The organism is Rhizobacter sp. Root404 (assembly GCF_001425865.1).
Taxonomy (GTDB): domain Bacteria; phylum Pseudomonadota; class Gammaproteobacteria; order Burkholderiales; family Burkholderiaceae_C; genus LMDS01.
In genome coordinates this window covers 1,153,090-1,168,048 of the sequence record NZ_LMDS01000005.1, presented here as the reverse complement: position 1 = coordinate 1,168,048, position 14,959 = coordinate 1,153,090, and the positions used below count along the sequence as shown (strand labels likewise).

Annotated in this window: 18 protein-coding genes; 2 read left to right on the top strand and 16 right to left on the bottom strand. The window is 67.6% G+C overall.

Features of this window, described 5'->3' with window-relative positions:
• Nucleotides 1-1,290: 1,290 nt before the first annotated feature.
• The 12 genes from ASC76_RS19520 to ASC76_RS19465 all read right to left on the bottom strand — a co-directional run bounded on the left by ASC76_RS19520 (nt 1,291) and on the right by ASC76_RS19465 (nt 10,704).
• On the bottom strand, nt 1,291-1,635 hold the full coding sequence (locus ASC76_RS19520; RefSeq protein WP_235580521.1) for an AlpA family transcriptional regulator: 345 nt from the start codon (nt 1,633-1,635) through the stop codon (nt 1,291-1,293).
• Between the two features lie 332 nt (nt 1,636-1,967).
• Nucleotides 1,968-2,336, bottom strand: a complete 369-nt coding sequence (locus ASC76_RS19515) for a cytochrome c (RefSeq protein ID WP_004306453.1) — start codon at nt 2,334-2,336, stop codon at nt 1,968-1,970.
• 2 nt (nt 2,337-2,338) lie between these two features.
• Nucleotides 2,339-3,565 carry a sulfite oxidase gene (locus ASC76_RS19510; RefSeq protein ID WP_004306455.1) on the bottom strand — a complete coding sequence of 409 codons (1,227 nt, stop codon included), beginning with the start codon at nt 3,563-3,565 and terminating at the stop codon, nt 2,339-2,341.
• Nucleotides 3,562-4,194 carry a hypothetical protein gene (locus tag ASC76_RS19505; protein WP_004306457.1) on the bottom strand — a complete coding sequence of 211 codons (633 nt, stop codon included), beginning with the start codon at nt 4,192-4,194 and terminating at the stop codon, nt 3,562-3,564. The genes ASC76_RS19510 and ASC76_RS19505 overlap by 4 nt, the downstream gene beginning before the upstream one ends.
• Complete coding sequence (locus ASC76_RS19500; RefSeq protein ID WP_031943585.1) at nt 4,191-4,724, bottom strand: RNA polymerase sigma factor; 534 nt, start codon at nt 4,722-4,724, stop codon at nt 4,191-4,193. Before ASC76_RS19500 ends, ASC76_RS19505 begins: the two co-directional genes overlap by 4 nt.
• Nucleotides 4,725-4,794: 70 nt before the next feature.
• Nucleotides 4,795-5,139, bottom strand: a complete 345-nt coding sequence (locus ASC76_RS19495; protein ID WP_036231484.1) for a DUF305 domain-containing protein — start codon at nt 5,137-5,139, stop codon at nt 4,795-4,797.
• A gap of 14 nt (nt 5,140-5,153) precedes the next feature.
• Nucleotides 5,154-6,557, bottom strand: coding sequence for a YncE family protein (locus ASC76_RS19490; RefSeq protein WP_004306463.1), 1,404 nt, complete (start codon nt 6,555-6,557; stop codon nt 5,154-5,156).
• A gap of 170 nt (nt 6,558-6,727) precedes the next feature.
• The gene (locus tag ASC76_RS19485) at nt 6,728-7,654 is read right to left on the bottom strand and encodes an anti-sigma factor (protein WP_056470211.1); all 927 of its coding nucleotides are present in this window, start codon (nt 7,652-7,654) and stop codon (nt 6,728-6,730) included.
• Nucleotides 7,655-7,673: 19 nt separating this feature from the next.
• Complete coding sequence (locus tag ASC76_RS19480) at nt 7,674-8,177, bottom strand: RNA polymerase sigma factor (protein ID WP_056470208.1); 504 nt, start codon at nt 8,175-8,177, stop codon at nt 7,674-7,676.
• A 61-nt stretch (nt 8,178-8,238) separates the two neighbouring features.
• Complete coding sequence (locus ASC76_RS19475) at nt 8,239-8,565, bottom strand: hypothetical protein (RefSeq protein WP_051021707.1); 327 nt, start codon at nt 8,563-8,565, stop codon at nt 8,239-8,241.
• 261 nt (nt 8,566-8,826) lie between these two features.
• A complete protein-coding gene (locus tag ASC76_RS19470) occupies nt 8,827-10,077 on the bottom strand; it encodes a hypothetical protein (RefSeq protein WP_004306471.1) in 1,251 nt (416 codons plus the stop codon).
• A 162-nt stretch (nt 10,078-10,239) separates the two neighbouring features.
• Nucleotides 10,240-10,704, bottom strand: a complete 465-nt coding sequence (locus tag ASC76_RS19465; protein ID WP_004306473.1) for a nuclear transport factor 2 family protein — start codon at nt 10,702-10,704, stop codon at nt 10,240-10,242.
• Between the two features lie 181 nt (nt 10,705-10,885).
• Here ASC76_RS19465 and ASC76_RS19460 point away from each other — a divergent pair, with 181 nt between their 5' ends.
• On the top strand, nt 10,886-11,119 hold the full coding sequence (locus ASC76_RS19460) for a hypothetical protein (RefSeq protein WP_004306475.1): 234 nt from the start codon (nt 10,886-10,888) through the stop codon (nt 11,117-11,119).
• A 69-nt stretch (nt 11,120-11,188) separates the two neighbouring features.
• The gene (locus ASC76_RS19455) at nt 11,189-11,335 is read left to right on the top strand and encodes a hypothetical protein (RefSeq protein WP_156147847.1); all 147 of its coding nucleotides are present in this window, start codon (nt 11,189-11,191) and stop codon (nt 11,333-11,335) included.
• Here ASC76_RS19455 and ASC76_RS19450 read toward each other — a convergent pair.
• The 4 genes from ASC76_RS19450 to ASC76_RS25555 all read right to left on the bottom strand — a co-directional run bounded on the left by ASC76_RS19450 (nt 11,317) and on the right by ASC76_RS25555 (nt 14,808).
• Nucleotides 11,317-12,288, bottom strand: coding sequence for an MBL fold metallo-hydrolase (locus ASC76_RS19450; RefSeq protein WP_040828892.1), 972 nt, complete (start codon nt 12,286-12,288; stop codon nt 11,317-11,319). The genes ASC76_RS19455 and ASC76_RS19450 overlap by 19 nt on opposite strands.
• A 100-nt stretch (nt 12,289-12,388) precedes the next feature.
• A complete protein-coding gene (locus ASC76_RS19445) occupies nt 12,389-13,423 on the bottom strand; it encodes a beta-propeller fold lactonase family protein (RefSeq protein WP_004306481.1) in 1,035 nt (344 codons plus the stop codon).
• Nucleotides 13,424-13,522: 99 nt separating this feature from the next.
• Complete coding sequence (locus tag ASC76_RS19440) at nt 13,523-14,590, bottom strand: YeiH family putative sulfate export transporter (RefSeq protein ID WP_056470206.1); 1,068 nt, start codon at nt 14,588-14,590, stop codon at nt 13,523-13,525.
• 62 nt (nt 14,591-14,652) lie between these two features.
• Nucleotides 14,653-14,808, bottom strand: a complete 156-nt coding sequence (locus tag ASC76_RS25555) for a hypothetical protein (RefSeq protein WP_156147846.1) — start codon at nt 14,806-14,808, stop codon at nt 14,653-14,655.
• Nucleotides 14,809-14,959: the final 151 nt, after the last annotated feature.

Genomic DNA, 14,959 nt, shown 5'->3' with positions numbered 1-14,959 from the left:
GAAGAGTTCACACCCGCTCCTCGACAACTTTGAGAAGAGCAGGGGATACGTGAACCACAGGTCATCCGACTGGCACCACCGGACGTATGTCGCCTCATCGGCGAAGTGCATCGACTGCACCACGCGTCTGCCGTCGGGGCGCTGCTCGGTGCGCTGAACCGCGATGCCTCCCGGACGCGCGCTGATGCGGACAGTCAACACGTTGTCCGCACTCGATTCGGCGACCGACCGCGGCCGATCACTCGTCTGACGGCTAGCGCTGTTAGACATGCTGCCCGCGGGCAAAGAAACGGATCTCAGGCCACGGCGATCGAGGCGTTCGCGTGACGGCACCTGCATCAAGGGGCGCAGGCGATGGGGGCTTCCCCAGGCTCGAATGCAGCGCACTCGAGCAAACAGAACGGCGGTCCGACATAGGCACCTCCCGCAGACCCAGCGTCCGCTGCGGTTTAACGAAGCTTCAGGCCATGAACCCACCAGCAGTTGTTTCTCTTTTGAGCTGGAAAATTCGGAAATGGCAAACTACTATGAACTCGCGTATCTAAAAAGGCAAGTCCCGTGCAGATCGTTTCCGTATCAAGACGTCTCTCATCGTCCCGTGGGCTTCAGCAGTCTTCGGCGATGAGCACCTCCAACGAATCGGATCGGGTCGACCAGATTTGCTGGCTTCGCGCCAGGCTCGGTGCCTGCCGACATCTGCGTTCGCCACAACTGCGCAGTCTTGCGTCGCGCGCCCCGGCCGCAAGGCCTTTCGCGGGAGTTTGGACCTTCCCGCGATGCGGGCCCCGCCCAACTCTCCACGGTGCCTTGTCGGCCGCGGCTGGCGCGTCGCGTCTCGCTGCGCAAGGCGACCGAAGGATGAGAGGCAGGACATGGGGCACCCGGTTCTGCGGAATCTTGGGAATGCCCGAAGAGACGGCTCCCTCAGGACTCAAGGCAGGGTGACAAGCCCAGTGAGGTTCAGATGATGTGGATAGTGTTCGCCCGTGCACCGGCGCCCGACGCGGCCTATTGGCCCGGTCGTCGATGGTTGGGTGCGATAGACGCGACTGCATGGCCGCTCGCGGCCATGGTGCTTCTCGGTCAGGTTCCCGGAGGCACTGGCATCTTGCTGCCGACGGGGGTGGCAGTGCTTGCACTTGTGGCCATCTCGCGAGTGCACACGGCTCTCCGGCTGAACCACCGATACCGGTTCACCACGTGGCGATGGGGTCGCGTTGCGCTGCTTCTGCTCCTTGTCGGGGCAATGATCAAGCTGCTGTTGATCATGCGCTGAAGAGTCTCGCTTGGTCAGTGGGCAGAGGGCAGCCGACCTTCGCTCCAGGCGTCCAGGTCAACCTGGCGCCACGCCACGGCGCGATCGCCCACCCGCACCGGCACGGGAAACTTCTTCTCGGCGATCAACCTGTAGATCGTTGATCGCCCAAGCCCCGTGATTTGGAGAACCGTTGGCATACGAACGAACTTGGGCGTGGGTGGAGTGATGGGCGAGGCTGAGGTAGTGGTGCGGATCGTCGGCTGCATGTCGGGCTCCGTGATGAGAGTCAACTTTAGGTCGACCTGCACCTGAGTCTCGTGCTGAATTTCGATCAATTTCGTGCATTGCCGTGACTGCTCCCGGCCACCTTCGGTCATAGGATCAGTCGGGAAATTGCCGCGCCAGTGACCGGTCTAAAAGTGCAGCCGCCATAGGCCTTCGGCCGCTCGAACGCTACCGTTCTATAAAGCGGTCGGTCACGATCTGCGGCGCCGATCGACACCCGATGAAGGCCATCCGTCCGGAACGCGATCAGCCGAACATTCGCTGCCGACCCAATCCAGTCTGTCGAGGAGTTGAGAAGCAGTCGCTGCCGACGGCGGCGACCGATGAAGATGCCCTGCGTTTCGGTGCCAGTCAGCGTCTTGCGGCCCGCGCGGACGAGCCTTTATCGGTGGGGATGCACCACAGATTCCACCCACCTGAAGTTTCACTTGGCACCCCCGCTGGCCTTCGACACGTAGAGCGCCAGCGCCGCAATCTCTGCTTCGGTGAGCTTGTCCTTGTACGAGGGCATCTGGCCCAGCCCGTTGCGCAGCGCCTTCGCCACGCGCGCAGCGTCGGGCTTCAACTCGTCGAGGACCGGGCCGACGGCGCCCTCGGCACCTGCGGCCTGCAAGGTGTGGCACACGGCGCACGACGGGACGACGCCCTGCAGGAAGAGCTTCTTCCCCAGGGCGAGTTGCGCGCTTTCGTCGGCCGCCAGCGCGGGCAGAGCGGGCAGTGCCAGGCCTGCGACGAGCACCGACGCGACTTTCAAGGCATGCACCACGAAGTGCTGGTGGATGGTGTTGCGCATGTTCAGGCCACCGTCACTTTCACGGCGTGGTCGGCCCAGCTCGTGTTGTTGTAGCCGCCGGCGTTTTCCATCCGCTGTTCGGGCTGCACGTTGCCGGCCGTGTCGGTGGCGCGGCTGGCCAGCGTGTGGCTGCCAGCGGGCAGCTTCGCGGCCAGCACGAACTGTCGCCAGGCATAGCGGCCCAGGTCGGGCCCGGTGAGCCGCGCGTCGTTCCAGGTCTTGCCGCCGTCCAGCGACACCTCGACGCGCTTGATGCCGTTCAGCCCGCCGAAGGCCACGCCTTGCACCTGCACCAGGCCGGCCTTGACGCTGGATGCATCAGGCGCCGGCGAGTTGATCCACGACTTGACCGACATCTCCTGCACCGACGGCTGGCTCGGGTCGCCCTTGCCGCCCGGCGGCGAGATGCGGTAGCCGTGCGACATGATCTTCGCCTCGGTTTCCTTGGCCGTGAAGGCCAGGCGCTTGATGTACTTGATGTTGTTCACGCCGGTGTAGCCGGGCACGATCAGGCGCAGCGGCCCGCCGTGGGCCAGCGAGATCGGCACGCCGTTCATCTCCCAGGCCAGCAGCGCGTCGGCCATCGCGGCGGCCGGCACCGAGCGCTCGACGATGATGCTCAGCGGGTCCAGGCCTTCGGGCAGCTTCTCGCCGCCGGTGCCGGTCAGGTAACCGGCGCCCGGCACGACGCCGCCCAGCGCTTCGGCCACCACGCGCACCGGAACGCCGGTCCACATCACGCAACCCGCCGCGCCCACCTGCCAGGGTGTGCCACTGGGCTTGCTGGGGAAGTAGCCGCGACCATTGCCCGAGCACTGCAGCACCATCGCGGTCGTCTCCACGCCCATCGTCTTCAGCTCGCGCAGCGTCAGCGTGCGCGGCGCCTTCACGCCTTCGATGGCCACCTGCCAGGCGTCGCGGTCGGCGACGATGGACGCGTCGGGCGCCGGCAGGTTGTTGCGGATGTAGAGCTGCTCGCCCGGCGTGATGACCCCGCTGCCGAAGGCTGCGCGCTTGGTCTCGATGGTGGTGCTGCTGTGCACGATGACGCTGGCCGGGTCTTTCCACGCCACGTAGGCGGGCAGCGGCTTGGGCGTGGCGCTGGCCACTGGGGTTTCGCCAGCCGCGGCGGCACCGCGCGTGAAAGTGGCCAGGCCGGCCGCGGCCAGGGCGCTGGCGCTGCCGGCCAGCATCTGGCGCCGCGGCAGCGAGTTCAAGGTCTTGTTCATCGGGTCTCCTTGGGGGTCGGTGTGGAATTCGGTGGGGACATGTCGGTGGCTGGACCGAACTGGCTTTGCGCCACGGCCAGGGCCTGCTTCTTCTGCGCCACCAGCACCAGCGGCTTGCCGTCGCGCGAGGTGATGACTTTCCAGTGCACGTTGCCCCACCAGCCGCTGCCCTCCGTCAGTGCCACCGCCTTGTCGAAGGCGAACACGGTGACCATGCCGCCCTTCTCGAAGAAGGTGGTGAGGTGGTAGACGAGGTGGCCGTCGATGTCGCAAGGCCGCATCAGCTGCGGGAAGCCGGGCACCACCTGTTGGCCGGCCAGCCCCAGGTGCTGCAGCAAGGGCGCGCTGGCCATGAAGGTGCCGCGCAGCGTGCGCTCGAAGTATTCGTGTTCGATGGCGCCGCGCACGAGTTCTGGCGGGCGCATGGCCAGCACGGCGCCGGTGCCGCTGCCTGCCAGCAGCAGGCCCAGCACGGCGCGCTGGAAGCTGCGCCGCGCCATTAGCGGCTGCGCCTTGCGGTACAAGTGCGGCGGGGCGTCGATGGGCTCGAAGGCCAGCGCCAGTTCGGCGCGCGTGCGCAAGTCGAACGCGCTGTCGGGCAACTCGGGCGGCCGGAGTTCGCGCTTCATGACGGGGTCTTCCGCAAGGGCGTGACCTGGGCGCCGCCGGGTGCCCGCACTGGCACGCCCATCACCTGCTTCAGCGCGTCGCGCGCGCGAGCCAGGCGCGACAGCACGGTGCCGGGCGCAATCTCCAGCGCCTCGGCCATCTGCGCGGTGGGCATGTCGTCGAAATAGAACAGCACCAGCACCTCGCGGTGGATGGGCGCCAGCCGCGCGAGCGCCTTGACCACGTCCAGCTTGTCGTCCAGCCCGGCGTCGGGGGCGGCCTGCTCGGGCTGCTCGTCGTCGTCCAGCGACTGCATGCCCGGCGCGGCCTGGCGGAAGGCGGCGCGCCGCATGATCTGGAACAGCCAGGCCCGCGCCAAGGCCGCATCGCGCAACTGCTCGCGGTGCTTCCAGGCGTTGGCAAAACAGTCCTGCACCACGTCTTCGGCGATGGCACGCGAGCCTGTCAGCGCCCAGGCGCTGCGCAGCAGGAAGCGGTAATGGTCCCGCACCCATTGGTTGTAGCGGGACTCGGCAGACTGGAACAGCATGGTGATCAAGAGCGGACAGCGCTGCGGTTCATTCCATCGCCATCGTCAGTGCTTACCCTCAGGCTGGGCATCACGGCCCGCGCGTGCCACCCAGCGATGGAAATTCGGCTGCCGAACCCGCGCTAGAGCGCTGCTGCAAGGCCGCCAGCCGCCGCGTCATGCTCTCGATCTCGATGGTCTGGCCGGCGATGATCTCCTCCGCCAGTTGCCGCGTGGCCGGGTCGCGGCCGTGCTGCAGCACCAGCCGCGCCATGTCGACGGCGCCGGCGTGGTGCGGAATCATCATCGCCAGGAAGTCGATGTCGGCCTGGCCCACGAAGCCCGGGCCGTGCATGTCTTGCATCATGCGGGCCATCGAAGCGTCCATCTCGCGCTCGAAGGCACTGACTCCATGTTGGGCGTGTCCGCCCCTCATGCCCTTCATGCCCTTCATGCAGTCTGCCCCTTGGCACCCACGCGCACGTAGACCAGGTTGATGCTCTTCTTGTTGCGCAGCGCTCCGGAAGGCAGGGTCAGGTTGCCCAGCGGAATCTGCGCGATGAAGACCGGCTTCAGCGGGTCGCTGACGTCGAAGGCGCTGCACACTGTCTGGCCGGCGTTGGGCGTGCCGGGCAGTTCGTCCTGCTCGTGGGCGATGTAGAGCAGCGTGTTTTCGGGGTTGGTCCACAGCCCGTGGGCTTCGCGGCCGTGGCTGAAGAAGCTGCCCACCACCTTGCGCTGCCCGCCGGCGGCGCTGCGGTCGATGATGGCGATGGGGCTGGAGGCCACGCCGCCGGGGCCGCCGTCGTCGATGCGCGCCAGGCTGGCGTAAACCACGCTGCCGCGCGCGTTGCTGACGAACTCGACGTGGTTGGGCCGCGCGCCCATGCCCAGCGGCACGCTGTCAATGAGGTCGAAACCGCCCCGCGTCGAGCGAGAAGACAGCGCATCGGCCAGCTTGTGCGAGAACCACACCTCGGCGCCGTCGGGCGTGGTCTTCATGAAGGGCGTGAAGCCGGGCTTGTCCTGCGCACTGATGTCCAGTGTCGTCACGCGCTGCGGCTGGCTGTGGCCATCGGCGCCCGGGTTGACACGGAACACGTCGACCTGCGACACCTTCTGGCTGGCCACGAAGGCCAGCGTGCCTTCGCGGTTGAACCATACCTGGGCCGGGCCGTTGATCGTCGGCAGGAACTGGCGGATGGCCGTCGAACCTGTGTTGTCGGTGCCCTTCAACTGACGCAGGGCGAGTTCGACGTTGACGATGGCGATGCGGTCTTCCCCGCGCAGCGTCACCCAAAGCTCCTTGCCGTTGCGCGTGAAGGTGGGCTCGTGCGGTTCTCGGCCCAGCAGCAGGCCGCTGCTCAGGCGTTCGGGGTTGGTGGTGGGGCCGGCAGCCGGGTTCGGCGTGTTGCCGATGACGCGGCGCTGCTCGGCGTCGATGAGGTAGATGTTGCTCGAGCCGCGCCCGCTGGTGGCCAGCAGGCGGCCGTCGGGAGACGGCACCGCGCCGTGGGCGTCGATGCAGCCGTGGTACAGCGGCTTGTGGATCATCGCCGCGTGCGTGGGCGCCACGCCGGCGGTGACGTAGCGGAACGGCGGCCGCGGGTCTTCGTCGAAGCTGGTCAGGTTGATCGTGCTCTCGACGGTGTTGGTCTTGGGATCGATGACGACGAGCGTGTTGGAGTCTTCGTTGGTGATGAAGACGCGGTCGCGCGGGTCGATGCCGGGGCCAGGCGCTGTCGTGCTGGTGCTTGTGCTGGCGGCCGGTGCCTGGGCTTGTGCTGCGGGCAGCGCGCTGGCTGCCGCGGCGGCCAGCGAGTATTTGAGGATGTCGCGACGTTGGGTGGTCATGGGTGCTTTCTTTGTTCAGTGCAAAGGTGGACTGGGGCCCGTGACGCGCGACCTTGCACCCAACGAAGGGCTGTGTCGGTGCGTCAGGCGCTCGCAGCAAAGAGCGCGCTTCAGGCCAATTCATTCCATGGCGGTGCAAACCGCCTGCGCTGCGGGACTTGCCGTGGCCTTCAGCGCGGTGCGCCCAGCTGTTGGTAGACCTCGGCCGACACCCGCGCCAGCACGCTGCGGTCGGCGTCGGACGACAGCGCATAGCCGAAGGGCCCGTCGACCCAATAGAACACGTTGACGGCGCCTTCCTGCGCGAAGCGGAAGGCGGTGTCAGCGTTCTTCGCACCCGGTTTCGCATCCGGTTTCGCGGCCCCGCCCGAGCCCGCGGCGCTGCCGACGTCGGCCACGTCATTGGACACGTACAGCGTCAGCTTGCTGCCCTGCTGGTTGCGGTACATGAACTGAGCCACCGGCCCCTGGCCACCTGGCAGCAGGCGCCCACCTTCCAGCGTGTAGCCCTGCGCCTGCAGGTGCGGCGGTTTCATCGGCGCGCCCATGCGCTTGGACAGCCAGGCCACGAGCTGGTCTTCGTGCGCGGCGTCCACTTCCACGGGCCGGCGCACATCGGGGCTGTAGACCGCGTGCGCGACGGCGGCACGCTGCGCGAAGCCACCCGCAGACACCAAAGTCAAACCACCTGGGGCCGGTTGCACAGCCGCCATGCGGGCGGCATCGTCACCGGCTGTTCCAGGTCCGACGCCGCGCAGCCCCCAGCCCGTGGCGCCGCTGATGACGGCGATAGCCAGCCCGGCGGCCAAGCGCTGCAGGTACCAAGGCGTCGGCGATACGGCGCGCGGGCGCGCCGACTTCAGCAGGCGTTGCGGCGGCTGCTCGTCCAGCACGGGGTCGAACAGGGCGTGCAGCTCGCGCTTCTGCGCACGGTAGGCCTCGACGCGCTGCGCATCGTCGGGGCGCGCGGCCAGGTAGGCGGCGATCTCGGCCTCACGCTCTGCGGGCAGACGGCCATCGACAAACGCATGCAGCTCGGCCTCGGTGACCGGGGGGGKGGGSGGGAGGGTGGGCGGCGATGGGCGATCGGTACTCATAGGGTGCTTCGCAATGCATTCATTTGACGACCTTCAGCCGCACGGGTTCGGCACGACCTTCCATCAGGCCGCGCAGGCGCTCACGGCCGCGCGACAAGCGCGACATCACCGTGCCGATGGGAATGCCCAGGGCCTGCGCCACGTCGGCATAGGCCATGTCTTCCAGCGCCACCAGCAGCAGCACTTCCTTCTGCTCGACGGGCAGCAGGTCCAGCGCGGCCTGCAGGTCCAGCACCGCCAACCTGTCGCCTTGCGTCGGCATCACCGGCACCTCGGGGGTGTCATCGTCCATGGTCACGGGGTGCAGCCTGGGCCGGCGCACGCCATCGACGTGCAGGTTGTGCATGATGCTGAAGAGCCAGGCGCGCATGTCCGCCACGCTGCCCCACAGGCCCGACTTGGCCCAGGCCCGCTCCAGCGTGTCCTGCACCAGGTCGTCGGCGTCGTCACGGTTGTTCACCAGCGCCCGGGAATAGCGGCGCAAACGCGGCACCCAGCTCAGCAGTTGATGGTCGTCGTTCATCAAGATGTTGACGATGGGGTGAGCCCGCGCGAAGCTGGGTGTGCAGGCGGGTGTACAGGCGTCATTCCTTGATGATGTGCCAGACCTGTTTGAAGTTGTCGCCGCTGCGGTCGCCGGCCTTCTGGTCGGCCTTGTAGGTGTACACCGGCTTGCCCTTGTAGGCCCACTGGCGTGACCCATCGTCGCGAGTGACGATGCTGTAGGCACCCGTGGTCTGGTCGGTGGCGGTGGCCATCATCGGCGGCCACAGCGCGGCGCAGCCGCCGTTGCAGGCGCTCTTGCCGCTGTTCGCCACGTCCTGGTCGAAGGTGTAGAGGGTCATGCCGCCGGGTGTGACGAGTGCGCCGCCAGACAACATGGCGGGCGCCTTGGCAGGCGGCTCGACCATGTTGGCACAGCCGGCAGTGACCAGAAACGTTGCCGCAGATGCGGCGATGGCGAGGGTTTTGAACATGGGAAGCTCCGTGGAGGTGGTGGCGGATTGGGCAGCGTGGGTGAGATGTTGCTCACATCGGGGCAGACGGCACGCTCAGGCCTTTTATTCCGCAGGCGTGAAAAAAAGATGGGGTGTTGGTTGTGCAGGGTGGCGGGCTGCCCCTGCCCTGTGCGTCGAGCGCGGCTCCATGGTCGGAGCCGCGCGGCCTCGTTCTCAGGGTTCGGGCGTCAGGTTTTGGCCGTTCTCGACTGGGCTGATGCCCACGACGTGGCTGACGCTGCGGGTGCGATTGGCGTTGTCGGTGACCCGGGCGGTGATCGTGACCGAACGCTTGCCCGCGGGCATCAGGAGCGATCCGCCCACCACCCAATCGGCCGTCGTCACGACATAGCCGTCAGCGTCCAGCTCGCTGCCGGCAACGTTGAAGATCGGCGCCAGGTTCGAGCCCGCCGGCACCACGTTGCCGTTGGGCTGGCGCAAGGGCACGTCGAAGGTCACGTTCAGACCCGGGAAATTGCGGTTCGTGCCGTTGCTGGGATGCGTGATCGGGTTCTGGATCTGGCTGCCATCCAGGATGGTTCCCAACACCGAGCGGGCCGCCGTGCCTTGGCCGTTTTCGCTGACGCCGATGCCGTGACGCGAGCGGTCCAGCGCCGCCACTTGAATGAAGAACAGCGATGCATTCGCAGGCGGCGTCGGATTGCCGGTTTGCGGCCCGGGTGACACACGCGACGGCACGCGGGGCGCGATCATCGTCACCTCCGGTCCGTCCGCGTCGTCGATGCCGTCATCGAACACATCGATCGGAAGGGGCGTCAGTGCCTGCCCCGATGTGATACCGCCGCGCAGCACCGCCATCGAGACCCTGTCGAAGCCGATGCGACCGGCGGTGTCGACCACGGCGGTGGTGATGTTGAAGCGGCTCGTGTCGAGCGGCAGCGATTCAAGCACGTGCCAGCCCAGCCACAGCGTCACGCCCGCGCCGGGCGTGTCGTCGGTGCCCAGGATGTTGAAGAGGTTCGCCAGGTTGGTGTTCTTCGGGATCACGCCACCGTCGGGCTTGACGAGGTCGGTGTCGAGGAAGACATAGAGGCCCGGAATGTTCGGGTTGACCTGGCCGAGAAGCGCGGTGTTTCTGATGTTGAGCGATTCTTTCGCGGCGATCGGTGTCGCGTCGCGCGTGACGACCTCGATGTTCAACACGAAGCCGGTGCCATTCACGCTGCCTGCGCCAATGCGGCCTTCGCCCGGCACGATCTGCGAATCCGCCAGCGGCGAGACGATGCGTGCGATCGGTGCGAGGTCGCCGCGTGCGCCCATGCCGTCCCGTATCTTGATGATGTTCGGATACGTCAGCGATTCAGCGCCGTCTGCAGCGTGGCCGGGCAGTGAAGCAAGGCCTGCCGCGGCCGCGAGGGCAGCATGCATCAGCACGGCCGAAAGTTTGGAAAGCGGGTGTCGCATGGGGAGCTCCTGGGTGGATGGGTGAGCAGTGCGTCAACCACTTCAATCAGGTCGACGCACGGGCGCTTGCGGGTATTCCGTTGTCAACTGCGGGGAATGAACCCGAACGACGCAGGTGCGCACCGCCCCCGGTCTGGCCCGGTGCGGCGCGGCGCTGGTGGATCAGTAGGTCGCGGTCTTGCCGGCGGTTTCGGCCGTGGCTGCCAGGGCGACGTTCAACTTGGGGTCGATCTGCCACGTTTCGCTGACGATCTTGCCTTCGCGGTAGGTCAGCACGTAGCGCACCTTGATGGGCATCTTGCCTTCGAAGACGACGTTGGCGGAGACCGTCGAGCCCTTGGGGTTGGCCGATTCTTCGATGGAGCCGATGGTGAGCTTCAGCGGGCCGACGGCCTTGCCGAACTTTTCCCAGGTGCCGCGGATGGCGTCGGTGGTGGCGTAGGTGCCGTCCAGCGGGCCGCCGACCCAGTTCAGCTGGGCCTGGTCGGCGTAGGCGCGCATCACGATCTGGGTGTCGCCCGAAGCGATGGCCTGGAAGTGCGTGCGGGCGTCGTCGGAAGGGGCGGCGAAGGCGCTGCCAGCGGCAAGCGTCAGGGCAGTGGCAGCAAAGGCGAATGTCTTGAACATGGAGGGCTCCGTTGAAGGCTTGATGTGAAGTGAGGGGTGGTCGGTGGTGGATGAAGGGTCCATGAGGTCCCGACACAAGGGCAGACGGCGCCGGCAGGCGGTCTATTCCGGCCCACGCAAAAACTTTTTCTGTCACGCCATCGGCAGTTGACCCGCCCGACACGCTCCACCAATTGCTCCGATGAAGCGAACCCTGACCTTCCTGCTGCTGGCCAGCTTGTTCACCGCCGCGACCGGTGCGCTGGCGCAAGGCATCACCGACCCCATTGGCGACCTACTGCCCACGTACATCGGTCCGCAGAACGGCGACGTGGATGTGGCGAGCGCGTTCGCCGGCTACGACCCGGCCAGCGACACCTTCAGCTTCTCGGGCACCTTTGCCGACGCCCTCGGCACCACGGCGGGCGCCTTCTAGTTGCGGGGCCTGGACCGCGGTGTCGGCACCGAAGGTTTCGTGAGCGGCAGCCCATCGGTCGGCCAGCGCATGAAGTTCGACGCCGCCGTGTTCCTGTGGCCCGACGGCATGGCTCGCGTGATCACCTTCGTGGGGTTGGTAGGCACGGGCGTCGAACTCGGGGCTGGTACTGCCACTATTGCCGGCGGCTGCGCGCCTCAGGGCGCCAGCCGCTGACCGTCTTGCGCGAACACCACCCCGCCGGCGTAGTGCGCGGTGATCGACGCCTTCACAGCGTCACGCTGCGCGTCGAGCGCGGGCGACAAGTGGCTCAGCAGCAGCTGGCCGGCGCGCACCGCATCGGCCACTTCGCCGATTGCCTTGGGCGGCGTGTGCAACGTGTACAGCACGTCGGGGGAGCCGGGTGGGTCGAGCACCACGCTGTTGAAGACCAGCAGGCTGGTGCCTTGGGCGATTCGCCGCAGACCCGCCAGCCCGCTGGCGTCGATGTCGCCGCTGAAGGTGATGCTCTTGCCGGCGTGGTCGATGCGGTAGACGACGGCCGGCGCGTCGCGGTGGTGGCCGGCCACGGCGCTGATGCGCAGGCCGCCTTCATCAAACAAGGTGCGCACCTCGGGCAGCGCCGCCGCCGTGGCGGGTGCGTCGATGTCGGTCACTTGAAAGCGCAGCGGCGTTGAGAAGTCCTTCAGGTAGCCGAAGGCGCCCTGCTTGCCGAACAAGAGGTCAATGAAGCGGCTGGTGGCCGGGAAGTCGGCATCGTCGGCATCGAGCGCACGCCGCCCGGCCGGCCCGAAGATCTTGAAATCGACCGGCCCGCGGTTGGACACCGCACGGGCCTTAAAGAGGCCTGGCAGTCCACCGGCATGGTCCACATGAAGGTGCGTCAGCAGCACGATGTCGGCCCGACCCAGCGCCAGCTTGGCTTCACCCAGGCGCACGAAAGATCCCGGGCCGGCGTCGACGAAAACACGCGCCACGCCATCCACCAACACCACGAAGGCCGAGCCCGCGCGGCCGGTGGCACCCGGGCCGCCCGAGCCCAGCACCACGAGTTCCAGCGCCGGCGGGGCGGCCGTCTGGGCCTGAGCTGCGAACGCGGCGGGCAGCGTGCACATGGCCAGACAAAGTGCCGCCAAGCGGCGCCGGCAGGGGTTGGCCAGAGTTTTCATTCGATCCTTTGTGCGGGCGGGGCGACAACGGGGCGAACCGGAAGCGGCAAGCCCCCGGCTCGGTCGTGCGGTGCGCCGGTTCTCTGACAGTTCCCGGTTTTCAGTACGCCGCCACCGCCTGCGCAGCGGCCACCGTGGCGACGATTCGCTGCCCGGCACGCTCGACCTTGGAGATGCTCAGGTCCTCGTTCAGCACGTAGGCCGTCTTGGCGTCGCGCGTGAACACGATGGCCTGGCGCGGCTGCTTGAAGCCGGCGATGGTGGCCACCACCTTCAGCGTGGCCACGTCGATCACCGACACCGTGTTATCGGCCAGATTGCCCGAGTAGATGAAGCGGCCGTCCGGCGTGAGCGCAGCGCCGTAGGGGTCGCGGCCCACCGGCACGGTACTGGTGACGCGGCGCGCGGCGATGTCCACCACCGCGATGTCGTTGCTGCCGCTGTTGGCCGCAAACAGGGTCTTGCCGTCGGCGGTGACCGAGATGGCGCGGATCTTGTTGAAGCCCGCGATCTCGCCCTCGATCTTGTCGGTCTGCGTGTCGACGATGGTGACCTTATCGCCCAGGAAGTTGGTGACGTAGAGCTTTGCGCCGTCCGGGCTCAGGCGCACGCCCTGGCGCGGCTGCGCAAAGCCGGTGATCACGGCCTTGGCCTGCCCGCTGGCGGTGTCCAGTCGCGTCACGGTGCTGCTGGCCTGGTTGTTGACGTACAGCGCGCTGCCGTCCTTGCTGAGCGCGGTGCCGAAGGCGCCGGGGCCGGCCGCCAGCGTCGACGCGGTGGCCAGCGGCTTGAGCGTGGTGGTGTCCAGGCGCGTCACCGTGCCCAGGCTGCTGTCGGAGACATAGAAGCTCTTGCCGTCGGGCGCGAAGACGATGTTGCGCGGCGTGACGTAGCCGCGCAGCACACCGCGCACGGCGCCGGTGACCAGGTCGTAGACGATGACATCGGGCCGTTCGCTGTAGGACACGACGGCCGTGGCCTCGTCGGGGCTCAGGGCCAGCGAGTTGTTGCGGATCTGGCCGTCGAAGGTGACGCGGGCCGGGGTTGCTTCGGCGGCGCCTGCGGGCAGGGTGGCCGTCACGAGGACGAAGGTGCTGCACAAGGCCAGCGCGGTGGTGCGGAAGAAGGTATTCATGGGATGTCTTTCGGAGAGTGTTGAGAAAAGAGGGAAAGGCTTGCTGTGGTGGACGAGGAGAGCCCGTGGTTTATTCCGTCGGGCCGTGAATTCGAGGCTTCAGCCGAGCAGGGCCGGTACCCAGCGGTTGATCAAGGCACCGCCGACGATGAGCCAGCCGAACAGGATCAGCGCCAGCAACAGCGGCTTGGCACCGGCCTTGCGGATGGCGCCGATGTGCGTGGACAGGCCGAGTGCGGCCATGGCCATGGCCAGCAGCGCGGTGTCGATCTCGGTGGTCACCGCCACCACCGAGGCCGGCAGCCACTGCAGCGAATTGAACAACACCACCGCGACGAAGCCGAAGGCGAACCAGGGCACGGCGAGCTTGCCTGGGGCCTGGCCCGTGGCGGCGGAAGTGTGGGCGTGGCGTTTGTCGTCACGTGCCAGCCAGGCCGACAACATCACCAGGAACGGCGCCAGCATCATCACCCGCACCATCTTCGCGATGACGGCCGAGTTGGCCGCGTCCGGGCCCACCGAACGCGCCGCGGCCACCACCTGGGCTACCTCGTGGATGGTCGAGCCGGCGTAGACGCCGAAGCCGTTGGCGCCACCCGGAATCAGCGCCCAGTGCTGGTTCAGCTCGAACAGCGCCGGGTACAGAAAGATCGCCAGCGTGCCGAACACCACCACCGTGGCCACCGCCACCGTGACCTGCTCGGCTCGCGCCTTGACCACCGGTTCGGCAGCCATCACCGCGGCGGCGCCGCAGATGGAGCTGCCGGCGCCGATCAGCATCGCCGTCTTGCGGTCCAGGCCCAACCAGCGCGTGCCGATGAAGCAGGCCAGCGCGAAGGTCGAGCCCAGCACCAGCGCGTCGATGGCGACGCCGGCGATGCCGACGTGGCCGATGTCCTGCACCGTCAGCCGCAGGCCGTACAGCACGACCCCCAGGCGCAGCAGGTTCTGCTTGGACACGTTGACGCCGGCACCGCTGGCCGCGGCCAGGCGCGGCACCAGCGGATAGACCGTGTTGCCCACCAGCATGCCCAACACGATGGCCAGCGTCAGCGCACTGAAGCCGTGGTCCCGCAGCCAGCCGATGTGGCCCAGCGCGATGCCGGTCGCGGCCAGGGCGCCGCTCAAGGCGAGGCCGGGCAGCAGGGCTGCCAACTGCAAGCGCAACCGCGCTGCCCGGTGGCCGGCTGACGGGCCAGGGCTGGCTTGTGAGGTCGACAGCGCGTGCATCACGCCAGCACCCAGATCAAGGCGATGCCGGCGCACAGCAGCACGGCCGCCATCGGCACTGCGACCGGCATCCAGCGCAGCACCTGCGGGTCGATGCTGCTGTCGGCGGCCAAGGTGGTCGAGACGGCATGGGCCACGTCGCGGGTCGGCCCCATGAAGCCCGCCACTGGCCGCCGGGCAGCAACCCATTGAAGGGCATGCAGTGCCTGTGGGGCCAGCGGGCCGGGTGCTGCGGGGCGTGGGGTTGTTCGTTCAAGGGTCAGCATGTCGGGCTCCAGATGCCGGTGGTGGCGCGGCGGGCCGCCG